Below are 26051 nucleotides of genomic sequence, written 5' to 3'. Positions count from 1 at the left end.
CCGTGGACACGACCTCCCTGACCCCTGTCTTCTCCGCCGCTGAATGCGACGCGATGCGATCCGCCATCGGACTGGCCGGGTGCGGTGTGCGTGGCGCCAACCCACTGGTGGGAGCAGTGGTACTCGACGAGCGCGGCACGGTGATCGGCTCCGGCTACCACCGGGGGGCGGGCACTCCGCACGCCGAAGTCGATGCCCTCACCAACGCCCTGACGCAGCGGGCGGACCTGACCGGGTGCACGCTGATCTGCACCCTTGAACCCTGCAACCATGCCGGACGTACGGGCCCCTGCACCGAAGCCATCGCGACGGCAGGGATCACCCGCGTGGTCTACGCCGCCGACGACGTCCACGGCCCTGCCGCTGGTGGCGCTGGCTGGCTCACCGCCCACGGCGTCGAGGCGGTTGGCGGGTTGCTGGCCGATGAGTCGCACCAGCTGAACCACCGGTGGCGGGAAGCCACCAGCTCCCGCCGCCCCTTCATCACCCTCAAAATCGCCCAGACCCTCGACGGTAAGGTTGCCGCGGTAGACGGCACCAGCCAGTGGATCACCGGCACCGAGTCCCGCAGCGACGGCCACTCCATCAGGCAGCGCGCCGATGCGGTCCTGGTGGGCACTGGTACCGTACTGGCCGACAATCCTCGACTCTCTGCCCGCAACCCCGACGGGACCGACGCGGAAAGGCAGCCCCTCCGGGTCGCCATGGGACGTCGCCCCATCCCTGCGGGTGCGGCAATCCGCAGGGGGCGCTTCGTCCACCTCACCACCCGCGACCCGGGGGAGGCAGCGCGTCAGCTGTACGACGACGGCGTTGGCCACCTGATGATCGAGGGCGGACCCACCATAGCCACCGCGTTTCTGACCGCTGGCCTGGTCGATGAACTCATCGTCTACCAGGCGCCGATGTTCCTGGGTGCCGGCACGCCAGCGGTCCAGGCCCTGGGGATCTCTTCACTGGGGGACGCCAGCAGCTGGATGCTCGACCCGCATGGGGGCGCGGCGATCACCCAGTGCGGAAACGACGTCCGCTTCCACCTCAGCCCGGCACCCGCCGACCCAGCAGCTTCTCATCAGACCAGCAGCAAAGGACCCAGTACATGTTCACAGGAATAGTCGCCGAAAAGGGCAGCGTTGTCTCACTTGACGTCTCGGCGGACCAGACCAGCGCCATCCTGGTCTTCGACGCGCCAACCACCGGCGAGGACCTGGGCCTGGGCGGTTCAATCGCCGTCAACGGGGTTTGCCTGACCGCAACCAGTGTTGAGGGCGGCCGGATCGCCGTCGATGTGATGGGGGAGACCCTGCTGCGAACCACCACCGGGTCGCTGGCCGCCGGCAGCACCGTGAACCTTGAGCGTTGCGTCCCCGCGAGTGGGAGGCTGGATGGCCATGTGGTGCAGGGCCACGTCGATGGGATCGGTACCCTGCTTGAGCGAGAAAACCAGGGCGCCTGGCACCGTCTGCGCTTCGGGCTACCAACCCGACTGGCCCGCTACGCGGCCGAAAAGGGGTCTATCACCGTCGACGGCGTCTCACTTACGGTCAGCGCCGTGTCCGCCGTGTCCGCTCCCGACCCCTGGTTTGAGGTCGGGCTGATTCCCACCACCCTGCAGGAAACCAGTCTGGGACTGAAACAGGTCGGGGATTCAGTGAACCTGGAAATGGATGTGATGGCCAAATACGCTGAGCGGCTCATGAGCTTCATGGTGCCCGCCTGGCAGACGCCGAACACCCAGACCATCCCGATCCAGAAACCGGCAATTCTGAAACCGTCGGTCCCTCCGGCGGTCGCGGGGCCGCAGCCATGATCGCCCACCACACGGCGCTCCAGGGCCAAGCCGTCCGCCTGGACTCGGTACCAGCGGCGGTGGCGGCGATGGCAGCCGGTCGGGCCGTCGTCGTCGTCGACGATGAGCGGCGCGAAAACGAAGGCGACATCATCTTCGCCGCCCAGTTCGCCACCCCCGCGCTGGTGGGCTGGACCGTCAGGTACACCTCGGGCGTGCTGTGCGTTCCGATTTCCGGCGCCGCCGCGGACCGGCTGCTGCTGCCGCCCATGACAGCCGTCAACGAGGACGCCAAGGGCACCGCCTACACCGTGTCCTGTGACGCGGCGGTGGGCATTTCCACCGGGATCAGCGCCGCCGACCGGGCGGTCACCGCACGCCTCCTCGCCGATCCGACGACGACGGCGGCCGACCTCACCCGGCCCGGCCACATGTTCCCGTTGCGCGGTGCCCCGGGCGGCGTCGGTGAACGTCCAGGCCACACCGAGGCGGGGCTGGAGTTGTGCGCCCTCGCCGGCCTGGAACCCGCGGCGGTCATCGCTGAGGTGGTCCACGACGAGGGTCACATGATGCGGCTACCCGCCCTCAGGGACTTCGCCGACAGCCACGGTGTGCCCCTGATCTCCATCAAAGACCTGCTGAACCACCTCAGTGACCCCACCAGAGACGAGAAGGGCCTCCGATGAACACCACCAGCGTCACCGGCGGGCCGGAGGTTGCCCTTCCCACGGCCTTCGGTCAGTTCACCACCCAGGCCTGGACCGACGGGGTGACCGGGGTTGAACACCTGAGCCTGTCCTCCGCCGGGGCCAACCCACCCGGGGCAAGCAGCGACTCCGCCCCCGAAGGGGAGGCACCCCTGGTGCGGATGCACTCGGAGTGCCTGACCGGGGACGTCTTCTCCTCGTATCGCTGCGATTGCGGCGAACAGCTTGAGCAGGCCCTCCAACTGATCGCCGAGCAGGGCGGCACGGTGCTGTATCTGCGCGGCCAGGAGGGCAGGGGAATTGGCCTGGCCAACAAAATGCGCGCCTACGCCCTGCAGGACACCGGGGCGGACACTGTCGAAGCCAACGAACAGCTCGGGCTGCCGGTCGACTCGCGGGACTACCAGGCCGCCGCGGCAATCCTGGGCCAGCTTGGTCTGCGCTCCATCCGGCTGCTCAGCAACAACCCCGAAAAGCGGGACAAACTCGTCCTGCACGGCATCGACGTCACCGCGATGGTTCCCTCGGAGGTGCCCGCGCGCGCCGAGAACCAGCGGTACCTGCAGACCAAACGGGACCGGCTGAACCACCAGCTGACCCTGCTGGAAGACCACGGGATCCAGCAGAGCTGACCGACCCCGATCACCAGACCCACCAGCCCCACCAGCCTCAACCCACCGAAAAGAGACCCTCATGAGCGGCCACGGCGCACCAACCATCGACCTCAGCCACCTGTCCGGACAGGGGCAGCTTCGCCTCGTCGTCGTCGCCGCCAGCTGGCACACGGAGATTATGGACGGATTGCTTGCCGGCGCGCTCCGGGCCGCCACGGATGCCGGAATCCAGCCCACCGTGGTCCGCGTCCCGGGCAGCTTCGAGTTGCCCGTTGCCGCCGCCCGGTTGGCACCGCACTTTGACGCGGTGGTGGCGCTGGGCGTCGTCATCCGCGGCGGCACCCCGCACTTCGACTATGTCTGCCAGGCCGCCACCTCAGGTCTCACCGATGTCAGCGTCCGGACCGGAAAGCCCGTTGGGTTCGGCGTCCTGACCTGCGACACCGAGGAGCAGGGGCTGGACCGGGCGGGGCTGCCCGGGTCCAGCGAGGACAAGGGCTACGAATCGGTCGCTGCCGCGCTGACCACCGCAGCAGTGCTCGATCCCTGGCAGGGGTAGAGCTTTGTCACACGGACCTTGCCGAATGAGGCTCAACGCCGCCAACCCAGTAACGTTGGCGTTGTGAAAAGCTTCGAAACACTCTTTGCTGAACTTAGCGCCAAGGCCGTAGCACGTCCGGACGGGTCGCGCACCATCGCCGAACTCGATTCCGGTGTTCATGGCATCGGCAAGAAGGTGGTTGAGGAAGCCGCCGAGGTGTGGATGGCCGCCGAATACGAGTCGGATGAGGCAGCCGCCGAGGAAATCTCCCAGCTGCTCTACCACCTACAGGTCCTGATGATCGCCAAGGGTCTGACCCTGGACGACGTGTACAAGCATCTATAGCCACCGTCCCACCACAGCTGTGAGTGCCCAGCTGTGAGTAACCAGCAGAACCTCCTCGAAAACTTCAGCGAAAGAACCCCTATGCTTCGTGTAGCAGTCCCCAACAAGGGCGCCCTGTCCGAATCCGCTTCCGCCATGCTCGCGGAGGCTGGTTACCGCCAGCGCCGCGACACCCGTGAACTGGTCCTTGAAGACCCGGACAACGGCGTCGAATTTTTCTTCCTCCGTCCCCGCGACATCGCGGTTTACGTGGGTTCCGGGACGCTCGACGTCGGGATCACCGGCCGCGATCTGTTCCTTGATGCCGACGTCGACGCCGAAGAGCGTCTGACGCTCGGCTTCGGTGCCTCGACCTTCCGGTTCGCCGGCCCGGTGGGCGACTTCACCGACGTCGGGCAGCTCGACGGCAAGCGGCTCGCCACCAGCTATGACGGACTGCTGCGCCGTTATCTCGCCGACCATGGCGTCAACGCCACGGTGGTACGGCTCGACGGCGCCGTCGAATCCTCGGTGCGCCTCGGTGTCGCCGACGCCATCGCCGACGTCGTCGAAACCGGCAACACGCTCAAGGCCGCTGGGATGGAAATCTTCGGCGACCCGATCCTGCGTAGCGAAGCCGTACTGATTGGGCGCAGCGGGGACACCCCGGCTGGGCTGGACGTGCTGATCCGGCGGCTGCAGTGTGTCCTGGTGGCACGGCAGTACGTGCTGATGGATTACGACATCCGCAAGGACCTGGTCGACGCAGCGGCAGCCCTCACACCCGGCCTTGAGTCGCCGACCGTGTCGCCGCTTCGCGACTCGGACTGGGTAGCCGTCCGGTCAATGGTGCTGCGCAACCAGACCAACCGCATCATGGACGAGCTGTACGAGCTCGGCGCCCGCGCCATCCTCGTTAGCACCATCCACGCCTGCAGGGTCTAGGGAGGCAGCCATGGGTGTAGCCATTCGCGTCATTCCGTGCCTCGACGTCGACGCCGGTCGCGTTGTCAAGGGCATCAACTTCGCCGATCTGCGTGACGCCGGTGACCCGGTGGAGCTCGCTCACCGGTACGACCGCGCCGGCGCCGACGAACTGACCTTCCTGGACGTTACCGCGTCCTCGGGCAACCGGGACACCACGTTCGACGTCGTCGCCCGCACCGCGGAGGAAGTCTTCATCCCGCTGACAGTCGGCGGGGGAGTCCGCGGGATTGCGGACGTCGACAAGCTGCTGCGGTTCGGGGCCGACAAGGCATCGATCAACACGGCAGCTGTCAGCCGGCCGGACGTTATCGACGAAATCTCCAGCCACTTCGGGTCGCAGGTTCTGGTGCTCTCGCTCGACGCGCGGCGCGTGCCTGGTGGCGGGACGCCGTCGGGCTTCGAAGTGACCACGCATGGGGGCCGTCAGGGCACCGGGATCGACGCCGTGCAGTGGGCCAGGGAAGCAGCCGACCGTGGGGTGGGCGAGATTCTGCTCAACTCGATCGACGCCGACGGCACCAAAGCCGGGTTCGACCTGGAGATGATCCGCGCGGTGCGTGCCGCCGTCAAGGTTCCGCTGATCGCCTCCGGTGGGGCCGGCTTGCCTGAGCACTTCCCGCCAGCAGTGCAGGCCGGGGCCGATGCGGTGCTCGCGGCGTCGGTGTTCCACTTCGGGCCCCTGGACGCCATTGCCCAGGTGAAGAAAGCCATCAGCGACGCGGGCTTCCCGGTCCGCTAGAGGGAGGGTTTCGCCAGAGGGAGGGTTCAGAGCCCTACTTCGGCGCTATCGAGCAGCGCGACGGCGTCGGGCTGTCCCTCGAACGTCACGAGGGCGTGGCGGGTTCGACCATGGGCGTGCATGAGCAGCTCCCCGGGATCGCCCTTGATGGCGACCGATACCGGTGCGCGCTTGGCCACATGGCGTAAACCATCGGACCGAACCAGCACGATACCCAGATCCACGCCCCGGTACAGGATGGCAGCACGTTTGATGAGTTCGTCCCAGAGGGCGTCTGAGTAATCCTCATCGAGGGCACGGGGCGCCCACCGGCTCCGCGCGCGGCGGACATCCTCGGTATGCACAAAGTATTCGATCAGGTTGGCGCTGGCATCAAGCGACTTTGAGCGCTTCATGGGCGAGTAAAAAGGGTGCCCGGCACGGAAATCCGCGACCAGCTTCTGATACCCGGCAGCCGACTCGGCTTTGGCGGACATCTTTCGCACTGATTTCTCGGATACGGCGGCCAGGGGCTTGATGACCATGGCAAGGCCGACAGCAGGTCGGTGTTCCCGCAGATATAAGTGGGCTGCCAACTCTTTGGTCTGCCAGCCAGCACACAACGTGGGCGAATGGGGCCCTGCTGCGAGAAGCGTTTCGGCCAAAACTTCGCGGGAAGGTTCTACATATTGCATCACTGCTGAAACTAGCACGATCCGCTGCTTTTTGGCACGAAGCACCGCCGGATTAGACGTTCCAATGGGCATCCAGCCACCGTCTCCTGGCCGCCAACCGGCGCGATAGAATTGACGACGATGCCAACACACACCAACACCACGCCAACGCCTGATTCTTCCAAGGGGAAGACCCTCGATCCGGGGATCGCCGCGGCCCTCAAGCGCGACCCCGCCGGGCTGGTCGCCGCAGTGATCCAACAGTATGATTCGGGCGAAGTGCTGATGCTCGGCTGGATGGACGACGAAGCGGTCCATCGCACCCTCACCACGGGGCGGGTCACCTTCTTTTCCCGGTCCCGCAACACCTACTGGCGCAAGGGCGACACCTCCGGGCACATCCAGTGGGTCCAGTCCGCGGCCATAGACTGCGACGGCGACGCCCTCCTCATCAGGGTCGACCAGGTCGGCGCCGCCTGCCACACCGGCACCCGGACCTGTTTCGATGGCCGGGACCTCGACGTCGTCGTCGGCTCGGGCAGTTCCCCCCAAAACTTTCCCACCGCCAGCTGAAAGAGCACACACATTCATGCAGGAACTTGGAGTCATCAGCCCCAGCCTTGCCGAGTTCCGCGAGCTCGCCAAAGAGCGTCGGGTAGTACCCGTGCATCTGAAGGTGCTGGCGGACGCCCACACCCCGATTGCCATCTACCGCAAGCTTGCCAACGGCGAGCCCGGGACGTTCCTGATGGAATCGGCAGCTGTTGGGGGCGTGTGGTCGAGGTACTCCTTCATCGGCGCCCACTCCCGGGCGACGCTGACCAGTCTTGACGGGGAGGCACACTGGCTGGGGGAGCCGCCCGCGGGTGTTCCCACCTCAGGTAGCCCGGTTGAAGCCCTCCGCCAGACCATCGAGGCATTGCGTACCCGGCGGTTCGACAACCTGCCGCCGTTCACCTCGGGGCTGGTGGGGTTTATCGGCTGGGAATCGGTCCGGCACTGGGAGCGGCTGACCAGCCCTCCCGAGGACGACCTTTTCCTCCCCGAGCTAGCCATGTGCCTGGTGACCGACATGGCGGTGCACGACAACTCGGAGGGCGCCCTCACCCTGGTAGCCAATGCAATCAACTTCGACGGAACCAGCGACCGGGTGGACGAGGCATGGCACGACGCCGTCCGGCGGATCCGTGCAATGCTCACCAAGCTGGGTGAAGCTGCCGAACAGCCGGTTTCGGTATTGCAGGACGGGTCGGTGGACACCGCCGAGCTGTTGTCCCGGGTCGACGAGCGATGGGACAAGCCCAAGTATCTCGCCGCAATCGAGCGGGGCAAGCGGGCCATTGTCGACGGCGACGTCTTCCAGGTGGTCATTTCACGCCGCTTCGAACTTGACTGCCAGGCATCACCCCTCGATGTCTACCGGGTGCTGCGCAACACCAATCCCAGCCCCTACATGTATCTGTTCAGCCTGGCTGACGCCGATGGCAGGGAATACTCGATTGTCGGATCCTCCCCGGAGGCACTGGTCACAGTCACCGGCAACGATGTCATCACCCACCCCATCGCGGGATCCCGTCCGCGCGGCCAGACCCTCGAGGAGGACCGCGCCCTGGCCGATGAACTCTTGGCGGACGAAAAGGAACGCGCCGAACACCTGATGCTGGTGGACTTGGCACGCAACGACATCTCCAAGGTCTGTGTCCCCGGGTCAGTGGACGTCACCCAGTTCATGGAGGTGGAACGGTTCAGTCACATCATGCACCTGGTGTCGACCGTCGTCGGATCACTGGCACCCAGCAAAACCGCCTACGACGTCCTCGCCGCCACCTTCCCCGCCGGAACGCTCTCGGGTGCGCCCAAACCCCGGGCGCTGCGTCTGATCGACGAGGTTGAGCCCCACCGCCGGGGCATCTACGGAGGGGTGGTGGGCTACCTCGACTTCGCTGGCGACATGGACCTGGCGATCGCCATCCGGTCCGCACTGCTCCGTGAGGGCCGCGCCTATGTGCAAGCCGGCGGCGGAATCGTTGCCGACTCGGTTCTCGAGGACGAGGCGCAGGAGACGGTCAACAAGGCGGCAGCCCCGCTGCGGGCCGCCCTGATCGCCTCAAGCCTCAGGACTGTCTCCGCAACTGACCTTCAGGAGGTGCCCCCCGCATGAGCACCAGTTCAGGAACACCCCACACCACCGGCCCGAACCATGGCAGCACGCCGGCAGCCCCGCGGGGCTGGCAGCGCAAGGGCACCGTAATTCTTGCCACGGTGCTCTTTTCGCTTATCGCCTTCGCCAGCACCACCCAGACCTGGCTGACGGTGATCCTGCCGCAGGACGCCGTCCAGACCCCTGACCTGCAGATCCCCGGCAGCGACGCGGCCACCGCAGTCACCGCATTCGCGCTTGTCGCCCTGGCCGCAGCGCTGGCCGTTTCCATCGCCGGCCGCGTCGCCCGGATTCTGGTGGTGGCGATCCTGTTTATCGCCGGTGTCGGCATTGTCTGGAACAGCCTGCTCGTGGTGGCGGATCCCACCGGTGCGGCGGCCCCCGCCATTGGGGAAGCAATCGGCGTCAGCACCGACAGCGACGCCGGACTCGTGCTGACCCTTTTCCCGTGGTTGGCGGCATTCGCCGGGCTGGGCCTGATCGGCGCCGCCGTCTGGATGCTCCTCGCCGGCCGCAGCTGGAACCGCTCCATGCGGTACGAGAAAGTAGCCGACGCTGATTCGCCAGCCCGGAAGACGACCGCCCACTCGGACGAGATCGACAGCTGGGACCAGCTGACCAAGGGAAAAGATCCCACCAGCTAAACGGGTGAGGGCAGACCGCGGTCGCCCTGAACTAATGGCAGAATGGACAGTAGACCAGTTTCAAGGAGAGTCACCATGGCCAAAGACGCCACAGCTAACGCATCCACCCGGACCGCTTCGACAGAGCACCCGGAGAACTCCAAGCAGAGCCACGCCTCGATGCATGACGAGACCATCGGGCATGGCAATAGCCCCGCCGCATGGACCTGCGTCCTGATCATGTTGGCAGGCGCCGCCGTCTCGTCGTTCGCCTATGTTTTCGCCAGCACTGAAGGAAACTTCGACGCCGGCACGGTCCTGTTTTGGATTGGCATTGCAGTCATGGTGATCGGTCTCGCTGCCGGTTTCGTCATGAAGCGTGCAGGCTACGGCGTCGGCGGTTCGAAGCTGAAGGGCAAAGACGACTAGGTGAGCGTTCTCGACGACATCATTGCGGGCGTCCGTGAGGACCTCGCGCCGCGGGTTGCGGCGCGTCCGCTAGAGCACCTGCGCGACGACGCCGCGGCCGCCCCGGCACCCCGGGACGCCTACGCGGCCCTGAGCGGTGACGGCTCGGGGATCACCCTGATCGCGGAGGTGAAACGGCGCAGCCCCTCGAAGGGTGCGCTGGCGGACATTGCGGACCCGGCAGGACTGGCGGTCCGCTACGAAACCGGCGGGGCCGCCGTCGTCAGCGTCCTCACCGAACAACGCCGTTTTGGGGGGTCCCTCGCGGATCTCGACTCGGTGCGCGCCGCCGTCGACCTCCCCCTGTTGCGCAAGGACTTCACCGTTGACGAGTACCAAATCTGGGAGGCTCGTGCCCACGGAGCCGACCTGATCCTGCTGATCGTCGCGGCCCTCACTGACGAGGAACTTGCACGCTTCCTCGCGCTCACCCACGAGCTGGGGATGAACGCGCTGGTCGAAACCCATACGGACGTCGAGGTTGAACGGGCCGTTGCGGTGGGGGCCAAGATCATCGGGATCAACGTGCGCAACCTCAAGACGCTTGACATTGACCGGTCAGTCTTCGGGCCACTGGCCGGAGGAATCCCGGCGGGCACACTGATCGTCGCCGAGTCTGGCGTGCGGGACGTGGCCGACGTCGACCGGTTCGCCTCGGATGGGGCAGACGCCATCTTGGTTGGCGAGGCGCTGGTTCGCCACGACAACCCCGAAGACACCATCGCCGCGTTCCTCGACGCCGGCCGCAGCGCCCGACTGGCCGACCAGGACCAGCCGACCGCCTAACCACCGGTACGCAGCACACCACCACAACAGGACAGGCAAGCTCATGACCGATTCGCCACAGGCAGCCAACGCATCCACCGGGGTCACCACCGATACCGCCGACGCGTTCCTCGATCCGACGGCAAGCCTCCGCCACGCCCCAGGACCGTACTTCGGTGAGTACGGCGGCCGATGGATGCCCGAGTCCCTGATCGCTGCCCTGGATGAGCTGACCGACACCTTTGACAAGGCGAAGGCCGATCCCGAGTTCACCGCCCAGGTGGCCGAACTGAATCGCACCTATGCCGGCCGGCCGTCGCTGCTCACCGAGGCCAAGCGCTTCGCCGAGTATGCCGGGGGAGTCCGGATCTTCCTCAAGCGTGAAGACCTCAACCACACCGGATCCCACAAGATCAACAACGTGCTGGGTCAGGCTCTCCTCGCCAAGCGGATGGGTAAAACCCGGGTCATCGCCGAAACAGGTGCCGGTCAGCACGGCGTGGCCAGCGCCACCGCGGCGGCTTTGATGGGTCTCGAGTGCGTCGTCTACATGGGTGCCGAAGACTGCCGCCGTCAGGCGCTGAACGTTGCCCGGATGGAGCTGCTTGGCGCCACGGTGATCCCTGTGACCAGCGGGTCCCAGACGCTCAAGGACGCTATTAACGAGGCGTTGCGCGACTGGGTGGCCAACGTCGACACCACCCATTACCTCCTCGGCACCGCTGCCGGAGCGCACCCGTTCCCATCAATGGTGAGGTTCTTCCACGAAGTCATCGGTGAAGAAGCCCGAGAGCAGATGCTGGCGGAAACCGGCAAGCTGCCCGACGCCGTCTGCGCCTGCATCGGGGGCGGGTCCAACGCCATCGGCATGTTCCACGGGTTCCTGGACGACCCAGGGGTGGCCCTGTACGGCTTCGAGGCCGGCGGTGAGGGCGTCGAAACCGGCCGGCACGCCGCGACCATCACCCTCGGACGCCCGGGAGTGCTGCACGGCGCCCGCTCCTACCTGATGCAGGACGACGACGGCCAGACCATCGAGTCCCACTCCATCTCAGCCGGACTCGATTACCCTGGGGTGGGCCCCGAGCACGCGTACCTCGCCGACATTGGCCGGGTCAGCTACGAACCGATCACCGACGCCGAGGCCATGGACGCTTTCCGCGTGCTGTGCCGCAGCGAAGGAATCATCCCAGCCATCGAGACGGCCCACGCTCTGGCGGGTGCCATCAAGGTGGGCCAGCGGCTTGCCGCGGAGGGCGGGGATCCGTCCGAGAAGATTGTGCTGATCAACCTTTCAGGCCGGGGTGACAAGGACGTGGCTACCGCTGCCGAATACTTCGACCTGCTACCAGATGACAGCGCCGAAGCCGAAATCGGGAAAGACGGAGAACAGTTGTGACCACCCAGACCACGAGCAAAGCCGCCGCAGCGATCGACCGGGCACGCGACGCCGGACGCGCGGCCCTGATCGGCTACCTGCCTGCGGGCTTCCCCGACGTCCAGACCACCATTGATGCGGCGCTGGCAATGGCCAACAACGGCGTGGACCTGATCGAGATCGGCATCCCCTACTCCGACCCCGTCATGGACGGCCAGGTCATCCAGGACGCGACAGTGCAGGCCCTCAAGAACGGGTTCACCGTCGAGCGGATCTTCGACATTGTCGAGGGCATCACCTCCCAGACTGACGCGGCCGTGCTGGTCATGACCTACTGGAACCCAGTGATGCAGCTGGGTGTCCGCGAATTTGCCCGGCGCCTGCACGAAGCCGGTGGGGCGGGACTGATCACCCCCGACCTCATCCCTGATGAGGCCGGAGCGTGGATTGCAGCCTCCGACGAGTTCGGCCTGGACCGGATCTTCCTCGTGGCACCCTCAACCAGTCCCGAACGCATGGAGCGCACGGTCAAGGCGAGCCGCGGGTTCGTCTACGCCGTGTCGATCATGGGCATCACCGGCGCACGGACCGCAGTCAGCTCGGCGGCGCGCGCCGTCGTCGACGCCGCCCACGGCGCGGGTGCCGAACGCGCCTGCGTGGGCCTGGGAGTATCAACGGCCGCACAGGTCAAGGAAATCGCCGCCTATGCGGACGGGGTGATCGTGGGCACCGCCCTCGTTGCTGCCCTGCGCGACGGTGGCGTCGAGGCACTCTCGGAATTGACCAAGGATCTCAGTAGCGGAACGGGAAAGAGCTAACCCATGGGTATCGTGAGCACCATCGGGGCGCTTCCCCTCAGTATTCCGAGCCCGCCAGCCGAGTGGGCATCCTTCAGCCTTGGGCCGCTGACGCTCTACACCTACGCCCTATGCATCCTGGCCGGTATTGTTCTGGCACTGATGCTGACCGTTTCCCGCTGGAAGCGGTATGGCGGGAACCCTGACGTCATCTGGGACGTGGCCATCTGGGCCATCCCCTTCGGCATCCTTGGTGGACGGCTTTATCACGTGTTCTCCTCACCGGACGCCTACTTCGGACCGGATGGTGACCTCTCCCGCATCCCACGGATCTGGGAGGGCGGGCTGGGCATCTGGGGCGCCATCGCCCTGGGCGCCGTCGGTGCCTGGATCGGATGCCGCAGGTCGGGGGTCCGGCTCAGTGCGTTCGCGGACGCCGCCGCACCGGGAATCCTGCTGGCGCAGGCGGTCGGACGGTTGGGGAACTGGTTCAACCAGGAGCTCTTCGGCGCGCCCACCACGCTGCCCTGGGGCCTGGAAATCGACCCCGAGAACGCCAACTTCCCGGACGGCATGGCAGCCGACACGCTGTTCCACCCCACCTTCCTGTACGAAATGCTGTGGAATCTCGCCGGCGTCGCCCTCCTGCTGCTTCTTGACAAGCGCTTCGGCCTTCGCGGTGGCATGATGTTCTGGGCCTACGCCGCCTACTACACCGCCGGTCGGGTCTGGATCGAGGCCCTCAGGATTGACGACGCCGAGCTGGTCACCTTCTTCGGTGTCACCCAGCGCCTCAATGTGTGGACCAGCATCCTGGTCCTGATCGGCGCGATCGCTGTCCTGATCTATCTTGGGGTCAAGCGTAAAAGCACCGGCACCCAGTCGCTGTACCTTCCCGGGCGGGAACCAGCGGTCACCGACGAAACAGACGCCGACGGTGGGATCCACTCCCACCATGCGGACACAGAGGAAACGAATTCCACTACCCGTGGTAATCTCGTCGAAACAAACGGCAGCAAGGAAAACCTTCCCGAGACGGAAGTCACTCCTGACACGCCAAGGGAGAACGATTCCCGCCCCTAGCGTCCAGGGCCACCGCCCACCATGGACACCGCCACAGAGACGTGGCCCCGGCGCGCCGCAGACCACCCCTCGGGCGGAGTGCCGGTTATGGTCGGGCACACCAGTGCCCGTTTGTTCTGCAATCGTTGTCCCAGAAACCTCCGGAAAACGTCAGCCAAGCCATAGAATCTTGAATAAGTTCGTGTAGTGCGCAGCTCACGAAGCTGCAGACCTGGGGCCAAGGCCGTCCCCTCCCGACGCTCCATTCTGGGGGAAGGACTCTACCTATGAATGCTCCCATTTCCGGCAACTCCGCAGCCGGCAACTCCACAGCTGAGAACTCGGCGGCAAATGTATCGGCCGAGCACCAGCAGCACCCGTCAATTGTCGACGAGGTTGCCCCGGAGGCAACCGGCCCCGACGTCACCAGCCCTGGCGTCGAATCTCCCTTCGAGAGGTTCGCCAACATCCCCGAGGCCAAGGGTCTGTATAACCCGGAGAACGAGAAGGACGCCTGCGGCCTTGCCGTGATCGCTACCCTCCGCGGCGAACCCGGCCACGACATCGTCGACCATGCGTTGACCGCGCTCCGCAACCTGGAACACCGGGGTGCGGTAGGCGCCGACGAGGGAACGGGCGACGGCGCAGGCCTCCTCACCCAGGTGCCCGACGAGTTCTTCAGGGCCGTCGTCGACTTCGACCTCCCACCCGCCGGGCAGTACGCCGTCGGGACCGCTTTCCTCCCCGCCGCAGGCCGTGAGGAAGAAACCGCCCGTGCCGGGCTGGAAGCGATTGCCGAGTCCGAGGGACTCACCGTCCTCGGCTGGCGGGACGTGCCGATCCAGGCCGATCTGGTCGGCGCCATGGCCCGCGCCTGCATGCCCCATTTTGTGCAGCTCTTCCTGTCACCAGCCGGTGACACTGCAGACGCCGTCGATATTGATGCCCTGGCGTTCCGGGTCCGTAAGCGCGCCCAGAACAAGCTCGGCGTCTACTTCCCCTCGCTGTCCTCGAAGACCATGGTCTACAAGGGCATGCTGACCACCGCGCAGTTGGAACCGTTCTACCCCGACCTGTCCGACCCGCGGTTCAAGACCAAGCTGGGCATTGTCCACTCCCGGTTCTCCACCAACACCTTCCCGTCCTGGCCGCTGGCCCAGCCGTTCAGGACCATCGCCCACAACGGCGAGATCAACACGGTCAAGGGCAACCGGAACTGGATGCGCGCCCGCCAGTCGCAGCTCTCCCACAGCCTGCTCGGCGATGATCCGGAAGAGCTGTTCCCCATCTGCACGCCCGGGGCGTCGGATTCGGCGTCGTTCGATGAGGTCGCCGAACTGCTGATGCTCTCCGGCCGGCCCATCACCCACGCCATCATGATGATGATCCCGGAGGCGTGGGAAAACCACTCCACCATGGATCCGGCCCGCCGTGCGTTCTACCAGTACCACTCGATGCTGATGGAGCCGTGGGACGGCCCAGCCGCAGTGTCCTTCACAGACGGCACTCTCGTCGGCGCGGTCCTGGACCGCAACGGACTACGCCCCGCCCGCTACTGGGTGATGGAGGACGGGTTGGTGGTGCTCGCCTCAGAGGTGGGTGTCATCGACATCGAACCGTCCAAGGTGGTGCACAAGGGCAGGGTGTCCCCGGGCAAGATGTTCCTCGTTGACACCGAGGAAGGCCGCGTCATCGAGGACCAGGAGATCAAGGCCGAAATCGCCTCCGCCAACCCCTGGGGTGAATGGGTCAAAGACAACCTGCTGCACCTGAAGGACCTCCCCGAACGGGAGCACGTCCTGCACACCAAGGCGTCCATCAACCGGCGCCAGCGCACCTTCGGCTATACGCAGGAAGAACTACGCATCCTGATCGGCCCGATGGCGAAGGCCGGCGCGGAACCGCTGGGCGCGATGGGATCCGACACCCCGGTGGCAGTGCTGTCCAAGCGCCCCCGGCTGCTCTTCGACTACTTTGTGCAGTCCTTCGCTCAGGTCACGAACCCGCCGCTGGACTCCATCCGTGAGGAACTGGTGACCTCACTGCGGGCCTCCATCGGCCCGAACGGCAACCTGCTCTCCACCAAACAGGTGCACTCCCGCCAGGTGGGGCTCAGCTTCCCGGTCATCAACAACGACGAGCTGGCGAAGATCGCCAATCTCTCCAACGACGACGGCGAACGCATCGCCATGAAGGTGCGCGGCCTGTACCGGCCCGACGGCGGGGAAGCCTCCCTGCGGGCGCGGCTCACCGAGATCTGTGAGCAGGTCTCCAGCGCCATCAACCGGGGCATCCAGTACGTGGTGCTCTCGGACCGTGACTCGAACGCGCAGTGGGCGCCGATCCCGTCGCTGCTGCTCACCAGCGCTGTCCACCATCACCTCCTGAAGAGCGCAAACCGGACCAAGACCTCCCTCGTGGTCGAAGCCGGCGATGTGCGCGAAGTACATCACGTAGCAGCGCTGATCGGCTACGGGTCTTCAGCGATCAACCCTTACCTGGCGATGGAGAGCTGTGAGGAGCTGGTTCGCAACGGTGACGTCACCGGTGTCACCGCCGAGCAGGCCGTCGCGAACCTGATCAAGGGGCTCGGCAAGGGCGTCCTGAAGATCATGTCCAAGATGGGCATCTCCACCGTGGGTTCCTACTGCGGCGCGCAGACGTTCGAAGCGCTGGGCCTCGGTCAGGAACTGGTCGACGAATACTTCCACGGCACCCAGACGCAACTCGGCGGCGTCGGCCTGGACGTGCTGGCGGCCGAAACGGCTGCCCGGCATGCCAGCGCGTACCCCGAGGATGGCATCGACGATCCGCACCAGAGCCTGGACAATGGCGGCGAATACCAGTGGCGCCGCGACGGCCCACCGCATCTGTTCAATCCCGAAACAGTGTTCCGGCTGCAGCATGCCACCCGGGAGCGGCGCTACGACATCTTCAAGGCGTACACCCGCGGCGTCGATGACCAGTCCAAGGAACTGATGACCCTGCGTGGGCTCCTCCAGTTCAAGGAGGGGGTGCGCGAACCGATCTCCATCGACGAGGTGGAACCGGTCTCCTGCATCGTCAAACGATTCTCCACCGGTGCCATGAGCTACGGGTCCATCTCCCAGGAAGCCCACGAGACGCTGGCCATCGCCATGAACCGGTTGGGCGGCAAGTCCAACACCGGTGAAGGCGGCGAAGATGTTGACCGGTTGCTCGATCCGGAGCGTCGTTCTGCCATCAAGCAGGTTGCCTCGGGCCGGTTCGGTGTCACCAGCCTCTACCTGACCAACGCCCAGGACATCCAGATCAAAATGGCGCAGGGTGCCAAGCCCGGCGAGGGCGGTCAGCTGATGAGCCAGAAGGTCTACCCCTGGGTAGCCCGGACCCGGCACTCAACCCCGGGGGTGGCGTTGATTTCGCCACCGCCGCACCACGACATCTACTCGATCGAGGATCTTGCCCAGCTGATCTACGACCTCAAGCGGTCCAATCCATCGGCCCGGGTGCACGTCAAGCTGGTCTCCGAAGTGGGGATCGGCACCGTCGCGGCGGGCGTGACCAAGGCCAAGGCCGACGTCGTCCTCATCTCCGGGCACGACGGCGGCACCGGTGCCAGCCCACTGAACTCCCTCAAGCACGCCGGGGTTCCGTGGGAGTTGGGCCTCGCGGAAACGCAGCAGACCCTGATGCTCAACGGGCTCCGCGACCGCGTGGTGGTCCAGGTGGACGGTCAGCTGAAGACCGGGCGCGACGTCGTCATCGCAGCCCTGTTGGGGGGCGAGGAGTTCGGTTTCGCCACCGCCCCGCTGGTTGTCTCCGGCTGCATCATGATGCGCGTCTGCCACCTGGACACGTGTCCTGTGGGCGTAGCCACCCAGAACCCCGAACTGCGGTCCCGGTTCACCGGCAAGCCGGAGTTTGTGGTCAACTTCTTCGAGTTCCTCGCCGAGGAGGTCAGGGAAATCCTCGCCAGCCTGGGCTACAGGAGCATTGAAGAGGCGATCGGCCACAGCGAATCACTCGATGCCCGCAAGGCCATCAACCATTGGAAAGCCGATGGGCTGGATCTGGATCCGATCCTGCGCGGCAACGAGTTCGGCGACGACGCTCCGATGCGCAATATGACCACCCAGAACCACGAGCTGGATCAGCACTTCGACCGGAAGCTCATCGAGATGAGCGCGGACGCACTGGAGAACCGTGCGCCGGTGAAGATCTCGGTTGACGTGGTCAACACCGACCGGTCGGTGGGCACCATGCTGGGACACGAGGTGACCCGACGGTTCGGTATCGAGACGCTGGCCACCGACACCATCGACGTGACGCTCACCGGGCAGGCCGGCCAATCGCTGGGAGCATTCCTGCCAGCGGGGATCACGCTGCGGTTGTTCGGCGACTCGAATGACTACGTGGGTAAGGGCCTCTCCGGCGGCCGGGTGATTGTTCGGCCCGACCGCTCCAACGTGTTCGCAGCCGACCGCAACGTGATCGCCGGCAACGTGATCGGCTACGGGGCAACCAGCGGCGAAATCTTCCTCAGAGGGCAGGTAGGGGAGCGCTTCCTGGTGCGCAACTCGGGTGCCACGGCGGTTGTCGAAGGAATCGGCGACCACGGGTGCGAGTACATGACCGGCGGGCAGACCCTGATCCTCGGTCGGACCGGCCGCAACTTCGGGGCGGGGATGTCCGGTGGTACCGCCTACGTGCTGGACCTGAACCGGCGGCGCATGAACATCCAGAGCCTTGAGAACGGCGAACTTCAACTCGTTGATCTCGACGCCGAGGATATCGAAATAGTGCGTCAGCTGATGATCAAGCATGTGGAAGAGACCGAATCGAACCTCGCAACGCACCTGCTGGAGAATTTCGATGACACGATCGCCCGACTGACCAAGGTGCTGCCGCGTGACTACGCAGCGGTCCTTGACGCGCGGGCGGCGGCCATCGAAGATGGGCTCGATCCCGACGGTGAAGAAGCTTGGACCCGAATCTTGGAGGTAACCGGTGGGTGATCCACGCGGATTCATGAAGGTACGCGAACGCCAGACCCAACCCCGCAGGCCTGTGCCAGTGCGGATTATGGACTGGAAAGAGGTTTATGAGGCGCAGGAAAAGGGTGTCCTCAAAGCCCAGGCCGGACGGTGCATGGACTGCGGTATCCCGTTCTGCCACCAGGGCTGCCCGCTGGGCAACCTGATCCCGGAATGGAATGACCTCACGTACCGTGACAAAGGCAGGGAAGCGATTGAGCGGCTGCACGCCACCAACAACTTCCCCGAGTTCACCGGCCGGCTGTGTCCGGCCCCGTGTGAGGCGTCCTGCGTGCTCGGAATCAACCAGCCGCCTGTGACGATCAAGCAGGTGGAGGTGTCAATCATCGATGAGGCCTTCGCCGAGGGCTGGGTCGAGGCACACCCACCGGAGCGGCTCACCGACCGGACCATCGCCGTCGTCGGCTCAGGCCCGGCCGGCCTTGCCGTGGCGCAGCAGCTGACCCGGACCGGTCACACGGTCGCGGTCTACGAGCGTGACGACAAGATCGGTGGGCTCCTGCGCTACGGGATCCCCGACTTCAAAATGGAAAAGCACCATCTGGAACGGCGCCTTGAGCAGATGCGCGCCGAGGGCACCCGGTTCAGGACCGGTGTCGAGGTGGGCCGGGACATCAGTTGGGACCAGCTGCGGCGCCGCTACGACGCCGTCGTGGTGGCCACCGGTGCCACCATCCCGCGTGACCTGCCCATCCCTGGCCGGGAACTTGAGGGCGTCCACTTCGCGATGGACTACCTGGTGCAGGCCAATCGGGTGAGCGCCGGCGGCGTCGTCGAACAGCAGATCGACGCCGAAGGCAAGCACGTGGTCATCCTCGGTGGCGGTGACACCGGTGCGGATTGCCTGGGTACCGCGCACCGTCAGCGCGCAGCATCGGTGACGACGCTGGCAATCGGTCAACAGCCTCCGGCGGACCGCGCCGCGCACCAGCCGTGGCCAACGTTCCCGACCCTGTTCGAGGTTGCCAGCGCGCATGAAGAAGGTGGCGAGCGGACCTACCTCGCGTCCACCGTCGAATTTGTCGGCGAGAACGGCAAGCTGACGGCTATTCGCGTTGCCGAGACGGAGTTCGTGGAGGGACGCCGGGTGCCGAAGGCTGGCACCGAACGAAACATCCCGGCGGACCTGGTGTTCCTGTCACTCGGATTCACCGGACCCGAACCGGCCGGTATCACCGAGCAGGTGCAGGCCGAGTTCGACGAACACGGCAATATTGGCCGGGACGGTTACTACATGACCAACACTCCCGGGATCTTCGCGGCAGGCGATGCCGGCCGCGGACAGTCATTGATCGTCTGGGCCATCGCGGAGGGGCGCGCTTGCGCCGCGGCAGTGGATCAGTGGCTGATGGGGAAGACCAAACTGCCGGCACCGGTGGCTCCCACCGACCGAGCCATGGCAGTGCTCTGAGTGCACGAAGTCGCGAGCAGGCCGCCGCGCACCCAACATCATCTACTACAAGACGACTAGGCTAGGTTTCATGAGACGCGCAAAAATTGTTGCAACATTCGGCCCCGCAATCGCGAGCTATGAGAACACGGTGGCGGTGTTGAAAGCCGGTGTTGACGTTGCCCGGATGAACATGAGCCACGGCGATCACACGGTGCATAACCAGACCTACGAGTATGTGCGGCAGGCTTCGGAAGAGCTGGGCCGTCCGGTGGCGATCTTCGCCGACCTCCAGGGGCCGAAGATCCGCCTTGGTCGATTTGTTGATGGCCCGCATGTACTCGCTCCCGGCGACACCTTCACCATCACCACCGAGGACGTCGAGGGCACGCAGGACATTTGCTCCACTACCCACCTCGGCCTGCCCAACGACGTCAATGTGGGCGACACCCTGCTCATCGACGACGGCAAGGTTGCCATGCGCGCAACTCAGGTCGACGGCACGAAGGTTGTTGCTGTCGTCACCGTCGGCGGCGCTGTATCAAACAACAAGGGCATCAACCTTCCCGGTGTCGCGGTGAGTGTGCCTGCGATGAGCGACAAGGATGAGGCCGACCTGCGGTGGGCCATCCAGCGTGGCGTCGACATGGTGGCACTGTCATTCGTGCGGAACGCGTCCGACGTCGTCCGCGTTCACGAAATTATGGACGAAGAGGGACGCCGGGTTCCGGTCATTGCGAAGATCGAAAAGCCCCAGGCGGTGGACGCTATCGAGGAGATCATCGACGCGTTTGACGCCATCATGGTGGCGCGCGGCGATTTGGGCGTGGAGCTGCCCCTCGAAGAGGTACCGATTGTGCAGAAGCGGGCCATCGAGCTCGCCCGTCGTTGGGCCAAACCGGTAATCGTGGCGACCCAGGTGCTCGAGTCAATGATTGACAACCCGCGGCCCACGCGCGCTGAGGCGTCTGACTGTGCCAACGCAGTACTCGACGGAGCCGACGCCGTCATGCTCTCGGGCGAAACCAGTGTGGGCAAGTACCCCATGGAGACCGTCCAGACGATGGCGAACATCATCGAGTCGACCGAGAAGCACGGTCTGGACCGGGTACCTCCACTGGGTAGCAAGCCCAAAACCCGTGGCGGTGCGATTACCCGTGCGGCGGTGGAGATCGCCGACCAGCTGGACGCGAAGTACATCTGTACCTTTACCCAATCGGGTGACTCGGCACGTCGCTTGTCGCGCCTGCGGCCTACCAAGCCGGTATTCGCTTTCACCCCGGTTCAGTCAACGCTGAACTCGATGGCGATGATCTGGGGTATCCAGCCGATGCTCGTGGAGTTCGTTGAGCACACCGACCAGATGACCGCCCAGGTGGATCGGGTGCTGTTGGAGCAGGGTCTCGTGGAGCCGGATGACCTGGTGGTCATTGCTGCCGGGTCGCCTCCGGGGCAGGCAGGCTCGACCAACTCCATCAAGGTGCATAAGGTCGGCGACATTGCGGACGCCGGACAGCTCCCTAACGGTTACACTCCGAACAAGGAGAAGGTCGGTCCGTGGCCGGTCAAGAACAAGCTCAAATAGGCTTGTAGGTAAGTCAGCAGGCACAAACCGGCTGCCGCGGCACAGATACGTGCTGCGGCAGCCGGTTTTTTGTGTCTACGCAGCTTTGTGCTGCCGGGGGCGCTGCTAGGTGTTTAGTTGACCTGGTTGATGATGGTTTCGGCGACCTCGCGCATACTGAGGCGACGGTCCATCGAGGTCTTCTGGATCCAGCGGAAAGCCTCGGGCTCGGTGAGGCCCATCTTGGTGGTGAGTAGGCTCTTGGCGCGCTCCACGAGCTTGCGGGTGGCAAACTGTTCCTGCAGGTCCGAGACCTCATTTTCCAGTGCCTTGATCTCTTCGTGGCGGGAGAGGGCAATCTCGATGGCCGGGATCAGATCGGCTGGCGTGAACGGCTTGACCACGTAGGCCATGGCACCGGCGTCGCGTGCCCGCTCAACCAATTCCTTTTGGCTGAAGGCGGTCAGGAGAACGACGGGCGCGATGCGCGCCTTGACGATCTGTTCGGCTGCAGTGATGCCATCCATGACAGGCATCTTCACGTCCATCAGCACCAGATCGGGCTTGTGCTCCTTGGCCAGTTGGACGGCCTTTTCGCCGTTGTCAGCTTCGGCGACGACGTCGTATCCTTCGCCACGGAGGATCTCCACGATGTCCAGACGGATGAGAGTTTCATCTTCGGCAACAATCACGCGCCGCGCAACACCCGAGACGGTCGACTCGTTGGATTCAGACACAGGAGGCTCCTTGTTCAATCAATCAGATTTGCCCGGCAGGGCAGTGCCTTGCCGGTTCACTAAAACAGCCTATCGGCATGTAGAGTAGTTTCGCGCACTGACGAAGACTTGAGTAGGTCATTTCATATCAGTCAGGGCGCATGTTGGCCCGAATGGCGGAATTGGCAGACGCGCTGCACTCAAAATGCAGTATCGAAAGATGTGTGGGTTCAAGTCCCACTTCGGGCACAGTGTTTCCCCTTGTCAGAGGGGTATTGGGTGGGCAGGTGTGCACAAAATCTCGTAATCTGTGCACACGAAGCCTAAAATTAGGTGCATGGCGAGCATCTGGGCGCGTAGAAAATCGGACGGATCCCAATCGTTCACGGTTCGCTGGCGGAACCCTCAGACCCGAAAACAAGAGGCGATCAGCTTCGCTACTTCGACGGAAGCCGAGACTCTTAAGCGCCTGCTGGATGCGAACGACCAGTCTTTCGCTATCGCTCAGCACGCAATGGTAAAGAACCAGACGAAGGCGCCTTCTGTATCGGCTGTCATTCAGGAACATATTGACCTGCTCGTTAGGCCGTCCGTTGGCACGGTACATACCTACCAAACGATGTTGGACCTACATATTGCGAATGTCATTGGACATATACCAGTCGACAAGCTGGATTATCGGCATCTCACCTACTGGATTAAAGCGATGCAGAAGAAGGGCCGATCTCCCAAGACGATCAGGAACAATCACGGGCTGATTTTTGCAGCTATGGAAACAGCGATTATGTTGGGATATCGGACTGATAATCCTTGCCGGGGAGTCCAACTGCCGACGGGTGAGAAGGCAGAGGATGAAGCACGGTTTCTGACTCACTCCGAGTTTGGACTGATCCTTGAGTGCATGGGGGAGAGGTACAAAGCCTTCACCGAATTCCTTGTGATGACTGGAACTCGTTTTGGTGAAGCCACCGCAGCGTCAGTGGCTGACGTTGATCTCATGTCAAAGCCCGCCACCATAAGAATCAATAAGGCGTGGAAGCGCGGCGCCGGGTCGCAGTATTACATCGGTGCGACAAAGACCGGAGCCGGAAAGAGGACCGTTTCGTTGAATCCTCAACTCGTCGATGTACTAATACCGTTGGTAGCGAGCCGTCAGGGAAGCGAACTTCTCTTCTCGACCCCAAAGGGCGAGCGAATTATGCATGGACTGTTTTGGCGCCATTATTGGCTGCCCGCAGTGAAAGCAGCTCAATCACAGGGGCTGAAGAAGACGCCTCGCGTCCACGATCTACGCCATACACACGCGTCATGGCTAATACAGGATGGTGTATCACTCTTTATTGTTTCGAGACGACTAGGCCATGCCTCTACCCGGACGACAGAGCAGGTATACGGTCATTTAATGCCTCAGGCGCTGCAGGATTCTGCCGATGCTGTGGAGCGGTCCGCCGTTATATGGCGCGAATGGCGAGTCGGCTCTGCTTGAATTATGAGGTCTTTTGACGGGCCCTCGTCCCGATGACTCGGATAGGTTGGCGGGGCTGCCCTGCGGAACGGACTTCGCGCAGCTCAGCTATCTGCCTCAAGTGTGATGATGTGAAGACCACCTTCCCCTTCCCCCAGACGGTGTGGGGGAACTCGCCCTTCACCACACCGGCCCGGAGCCACGCTTCTGAACACTTTAGGACTGCGGCCGCCTCCGCTGGTTCAAAGAATTTTAGCTTCATGTTCCTCGCCGAACCCTCTCCTGGTTTCTGAACGGTAAATGGCGCCTCGCTGGCGATAGTTCTAATTCATTGGCGGCAACGTTGTGTGCGGCATGACAGGAGCGGGAAGATATGTAACGGGCTCTTCGCAGTGGGGAAGCGGAGCCGGGGTGGCGCGTCGTTCCAGTGATTGGGGCGGATCTGCCAGCCTTCTATGGCTCCAGTCTTGCCGACAACCAAGACTCAAAGTCTCGGCGGCTGATGCGCAGATGCTTACCGATCCGATGAGCTCTCGGTCCGATGTGTTTCACCCTCCATTGGTAGAACGTCTGTTCAGGGATCTGGAGTTGAGCGCAGATCTCTTTTGGAGTGAGCCACTGTTGCTGGTCCGCACCCGGCCCTTCACTGCGTTCCGGCGTGGTGGTCATTGGAGATTCTCCTGCGTGTCGGTATTGCTGCCGGTACGTGCTGCCGGCGGTGTTCCTAGTCCATGGGCGCCAGCAGACTCGGCGGCATGACTTCGCGGCAATGATTGGGCCGCCTTGCGTCGATGCAAGCGTCTCTACTTCGTGGGGAGTGCCAATCAACGCTTGACCTCGATAGTGAAGGTGGCGGCGATGGCTTCGATTTCTCGCATTATTTGATCCGGGCTTGCAGTGAATCTGGCTCCTGCCGTGGGTTCCACCAGACCAGCGCAACGTAGCAGTGCTATCTGCCGATGGATGGCCGATGGAGACACTCCGAGTGAGGATCCGATTGCGCTGCAGGTTGAGGGGCCGTTTCTCAGCAGGAAGCGGATAATTCGGCTTCGCGTTCGGTTCATCAAGATGCTCGTCATAGAGGCCACAACCCGAGGAGTGATAAGGAGTGCTTGTGTAGACGGGTCTACACAAGCAGGGTACTCCCGGCTAAGGTCATGTTGGAAGAGGCTTACTTCGGAAATAACGTGGAACCACCACTAATCCGGAACCTGCTACTGCGTCAGTCGGCGTACCTTGTCCTGATGTCCTATTTGGATCATCGGATCGAGCAGTTGATTGCCGTGCGGGATGACTCGGGCAATACTGGGGCGAAGGGGATTCGTAGCGCCTGACCGGACTGCCGTCCCCGATCTGATGAAAGGGTGGGCAGCGAGGATGGACGAGACGGGGCCAAGTGATGCGTTGTCTTCCCAGGCCCAGCTGGCTCGTCGTCTGAACCTGTTGCTCGACGTCGTGGTTGCTGAACGTGGGAAGCCCGTGACGTTCCGAGAGGTTCAGGCCGAACTCGAGGGTAGAGGCATCAAGTTGTCCCGCGCGCGCTGGTTTTATATGAAAGAGGGGACTGGGCGTCTGGTCAGCGACCCGGTGCTGTTGGCGGGGTTATGCAACATCTTCAACGTCGACCCGTCATACCTGACCGGCGATGATGCCGAATTGCCCGAACGGATCGATTCGCAACTCGAGTTTGTGAAGTCCCTACGTGCGGCAAGGGTAAAGTCCTTCGCGGCGCGGACGCTCGGCGACGTGTCGCCGGAAACGCTAAGGGTCATCTCTGAATACCTCAACAGGGACATCGATCGCCATCCTGGAGCCGAAGAGGCTGCAACTAATCCTCCAACAAATACTGCAGATGAGCCGCCAGTAACTTCTTGATCCGTTCAGGGTTGGCGGAATAGCGCGGCGAGCGTCCGTGCCGTCGGCCAGGATCAAGGTCCACCGCGATGGCGCCAGTCTCCTCAAGGGCAAGCAGGTGCTTGGCCACGCTCGGCTCACCGGCGCTCACTGCCGCCACGATGTCACCACGGGTCGCCGGGCCGTGCGCGGAAAGGTAGCGGAGGATCTCGTTGCGTGACCTGTTGCCAAAGGTCGCGACGGCGGCTTCGACGTCGTTCGACCAGGCTTCGTCGTGCGGCTGCGTGATCCTGGGCATGGAACCATTCTTACCGAACGAACCCGAAAAAGTAAGACTCGCAGTCTTGACAATACTTTAAGTACCCTTGACAATAGTTTTTATAGTTTTAGTGTAGTCGTGGTTGACGCTGATTGTCCT

At 63.9% G+C, this 26051-nt stretch carries 24 protein-coding genes and 1 tRNA gene; 22 read left to right on the top strand and 3 right to left on the bottom strand.

All coding sequences use genetic code 11. The annotated features are described in order from the left end of the window. Positions 1 to 2: 2 nt before the first annotated feature. The 8 genes from ribD (at position 3) to hisF (ending at position 5701) form a co-directional block, all read left to right on the top strand. On the top strand, positions 3 to 1115 hold the full coding sequence (gene ribD, locus DDA93_RS03470) for a bifunctional diaminohydroxyphosphoribosylaminopyrimidine deaminase/5-amino-6-(5-phosphoribosylamino)uracil reductase RibD (RefSeq protein ID WP_116778086.1): 1113 nt from the start codon (positions 3 to 5) through the stop codon (positions 1113 to 1115). Then, positions 1100 to 1810 carry a riboflavin synthase gene (locus DDA93_RS03465; protein ID WP_019482425.1) on the top strand — a complete coding sequence of 237 codons (711 nt, stop codon included), beginning with the start codon at positions 1100 to 1102 and terminating at the stop codon, positions 1808 to 1810. Before ribD ends, DDA93_RS03465 begins: the two co-directional genes overlap by 16 nt. Beyond that, positions 1807 to 2475, top strand: coding sequence for a 3,4-dihydroxy-2-butanone-4-phosphate synthase (gene ribB / locus DDA93_RS03460; RefSeq protein WP_116778085.1), 669 nt, complete (start codon positions 1807 to 1809; stop codon positions 2473 to 2475). Before DDA93_RS03465 ends, ribB begins: the two co-directional genes overlap by 4 nt. Continuing rightward, positions 2472 to 3128 (top strand): GTP cyclohydrolase II, encoded by a 657-nt coding sequence (locus DDA93_RS03455; RefSeq protein WP_116778084.1) that lies wholly within the window; start codon positions 2472 to 2474, stop codon positions 3126 to 3128. The genes ribB and DDA93_RS03455 overlap by 4 nt, the downstream gene beginning before the upstream one ends. A gap of 61 nt (positions 3129 to 3189) precedes the next feature. Further along, positions 3190 to 3669, top strand: a complete 480-nt coding sequence (ribH, locus tag DDA93_RS03450) for a 6,7-dimethyl-8-ribityllumazine synthase (protein WP_019482422.1) — start codon at positions 3190 to 3192, stop codon at positions 3667 to 3669. 63 nt (positions 3670 to 3732) lie between these two features. Then, the gene (locus DDA93_RS03445) at positions 3733 to 3996 is read left to right on the top strand and encodes a phosphoribosyl-ATP diphosphatase (protein ID WP_019482421.1); all 264 of its coding nucleotides are present in this window, start codon (positions 3733 to 3735) and stop codon (positions 3994 to 3996) included. Positions 3997 to 4077: 81 nt separating this feature from the next. Beyond that, positions 4078 to 4920, top strand: coding sequence for an ATP phosphoribosyltransferase (gene hisG / locus DDA93_RS03440; protein WP_116778083.1), 843 nt, complete (start codon positions 4078 to 4080; stop codon positions 4918 to 4920). A gap of 10 nt (positions 4921 to 4930) precedes the next feature. Beyond that, complete coding sequence (gene hisF, locus DDA93_RS03435) at positions 4931 to 5701, top strand: imidazole glycerol phosphate synthase subunit HisF (protein ID WP_019482419.1); 771 nt, start codon at positions 4931 to 4933, stop codon at positions 5699 to 5701. Positions 5702 to 5727: 26 nt separating this feature from the next. Here hisF and DDA93_RS03430 read toward each other — a convergent pair whose 3' ends face one another. Beyond that, complete coding sequence (locus DDA93_RS03430; RefSeq protein ID WP_116778142.1) at positions 5728 to 6375, bottom strand: TIGR03085 family metal-binding protein; 648 nt, start codon at positions 6373 to 6375, stop codon at positions 5728 to 5730. A 120-nt stretch (positions 6376 to 6495) separates the two neighbouring features. Between DDA93_RS03430 and hisI the strand changes: the two genes are divergently transcribed. The 11 genes from hisI (at position 6496) to pyk (ending at position 21619) form a co-directional block, all read left to right on the top strand. Then, positions 6496 to 6927 (top strand): phosphoribosyl-AMP cyclohydrolase, encoded by a 432-nt coding sequence (gene hisI / locus DDA93_RS03425; protein ID WP_116778082.1) that lies wholly within the window; start codon positions 6496 to 6498, stop codon positions 6925 to 6927. 16 nt (positions 6928 to 6943) lie between these two features. Further along, positions 6944 to 8515, top strand: a complete 1572-nt coding sequence (locus DDA93_RS03420) for an anthranilate synthase component I (protein WP_024475696.1) — start codon at positions 6944 to 6946, stop codon at positions 8513 to 8515. After that, positions 8512 to 9159 (top strand): Trp biosynthesis-associated membrane protein, encoded by a 648-nt coding sequence (locus DDA93_RS03415; RefSeq protein WP_116778081.1) that lies wholly within the window; start codon positions 8512 to 8514, stop codon positions 9157 to 9159. The genes DDA93_RS03420 and DDA93_RS03415 overlap by 4 nt, the downstream gene beginning before the upstream one ends. A 75-nt stretch (positions 9160 to 9234) precedes the next feature. Beyond that, complete coding sequence (locus tag DDA93_RS03410; protein ID WP_019482415.1) at positions 9235 to 9567, top strand: HGxxPAAW family protein; 333 nt, start codon at positions 9235 to 9237, stop codon at positions 9565 to 9567. Continuing rightward, positions 9568 to 10392 (top strand): indole-3-glycerol phosphate synthase TrpC, encoded by an 825-nt coding sequence (gene trpC, locus DDA93_RS03405; protein ID WP_024475697.1) that lies wholly within the window; start codon positions 9568 to 9570, stop codon positions 10390 to 10392. It begins immediately after the preceding gene. 43 nt (positions 10393 to 10435) lie between these two features. Further along, on the top strand, positions 10436 to 11770 hold the full coding sequence (gene trpB, locus DDA93_RS03400) for a tryptophan synthase subunit beta (protein ID WP_019482413.1): 1335 nt from the start codon (positions 10436 to 10438) through the stop codon (positions 11768 to 11770). After that, on the top strand, positions 11767 to 12567 hold the full coding sequence (gene trpA, locus DDA93_RS03395; RefSeq protein WP_019482412.1) for a tryptophan synthase subunit alpha: 801 nt from the start codon (positions 11767 to 11769) through the stop codon (positions 12565 to 12567). The genes trpB and trpA overlap by 4 nt, the downstream gene beginning before the upstream one ends. Positions 12568 to 12570: 3 nt before the next feature. After that, positions 12571 to 13629, top strand: a complete 1059-nt coding sequence (gene lgt, locus DDA93_RS03390) for a prolipoprotein diacylglyceryl transferase (RefSeq protein ID WP_024475698.1) — start codon at positions 12571 to 12573, stop codon at positions 13627 to 13629. Positions 13630 to 13895: 266 nt separating this feature from the next. Beyond that, complete coding sequence (gene gltB, locus DDA93_RS03385) at positions 13896 to 18605, top strand: glutamate synthase large subunit (protein ID WP_024475699.1); 4710 nt, start codon at positions 13896 to 13898, stop codon at positions 18603 to 18605. Further along, positions 18598 to 20055: a glutamate synthase subunit beta gene (locus DDA93_RS03380; RefSeq protein WP_019482409.1), complete on the top strand. Its 1458-nt coding sequence runs from the start codon at positions 18598 to 18600 to the stop codon at positions 20053 to 20055. The genes gltB and DDA93_RS03380 overlap by 8 nt, the downstream gene beginning before the upstream one ends. Before the next feature lie 70 nt (positions 20056 to 20125). After that, positions 20126 to 21619 (top strand): pyruvate kinase, encoded by a 1494-nt coding sequence (gene pyk / locus DDA93_RS03375; protein ID WP_024475700.1) that lies wholly within the window; start codon positions 20126 to 20128, stop codon positions 21617 to 21619. A gap of 113 nt (positions 21620 to 21732) precedes the next feature. On the opposite strand, the gene DDA93_RS03370 is transcribed toward pyk, so the two are convergent. Further along, positions 21733 to 22335, bottom strand: a complete 603-nt coding sequence (locus DDA93_RS03370) for a response regulator (protein WP_019482407.1) — start codon at positions 22333 to 22335, stop codon at positions 21733 to 21735. Between the two features lie 146 nt (positions 22336 to 22481). Here DDA93_RS03370 and DDA93_RS03365 point away from each other — a divergent pair. The 3 genes from DDA93_RS03365 (at position 22482) to DDA93_RS03340 (ending at position 25654) form a co-directional block, all read left to right on the top strand. Beyond that, a tRNA-Leu gene (locus tag DDA93_RS03365) sits at positions 22482 to 22563 on the top strand. Positions 22564 to 22651: 88 nt separating this feature from the next. Further along, positions 22652 to 23800 (top strand): site-specific integrase, encoded by a 1149-nt coding sequence (locus tag DDA93_RS03360; protein WP_116778080.1) that lies wholly within the window; start codon positions 22652 to 22654, stop codon positions 23798 to 23800. Between the two features lie 1356 nt (positions 23801 to 25156). Further along, positions 25157 to 25654, top strand: a complete 498-nt coding sequence (locus tag DDA93_RS03340) for a hypothetical protein (protein ID WP_207771303.1) — start codon at positions 25157 to 25159, stop codon at positions 25652 to 25654. On the opposite strand, the gene DDA93_RS03335 is transcribed toward DDA93_RS03340, so the two are convergent. Beyond that, complete coding sequence (locus DDA93_RS03335; RefSeq protein WP_116778076.1) at positions 25608 to 25931, bottom strand: helix-turn-helix transcriptional regulator; 324 nt, start codon at positions 25929 to 25931, stop codon at positions 25608 to 25610. The two genes, DDA93_RS03340 and DDA93_RS03335, sit on opposite strands and share 47 nt — an antisense overlap. Positions 25932 to 26051: the final 120 nt, after the last annotated feature.

Origin of the sequence: Arthrobacter sp. Bz4, assembly GCF_003075455.1 — a bacterium.
Lineage (GTDB): Bacteria > Actinomycetota > Actinomycetes > Actinomycetales > Micrococcaceae > Arthrobacter_D.
The sequence above is the reverse complement of the archived record's forward strand: the minus strand, read 5'-3'. Positions and strand labels throughout refer to the sequence as shown.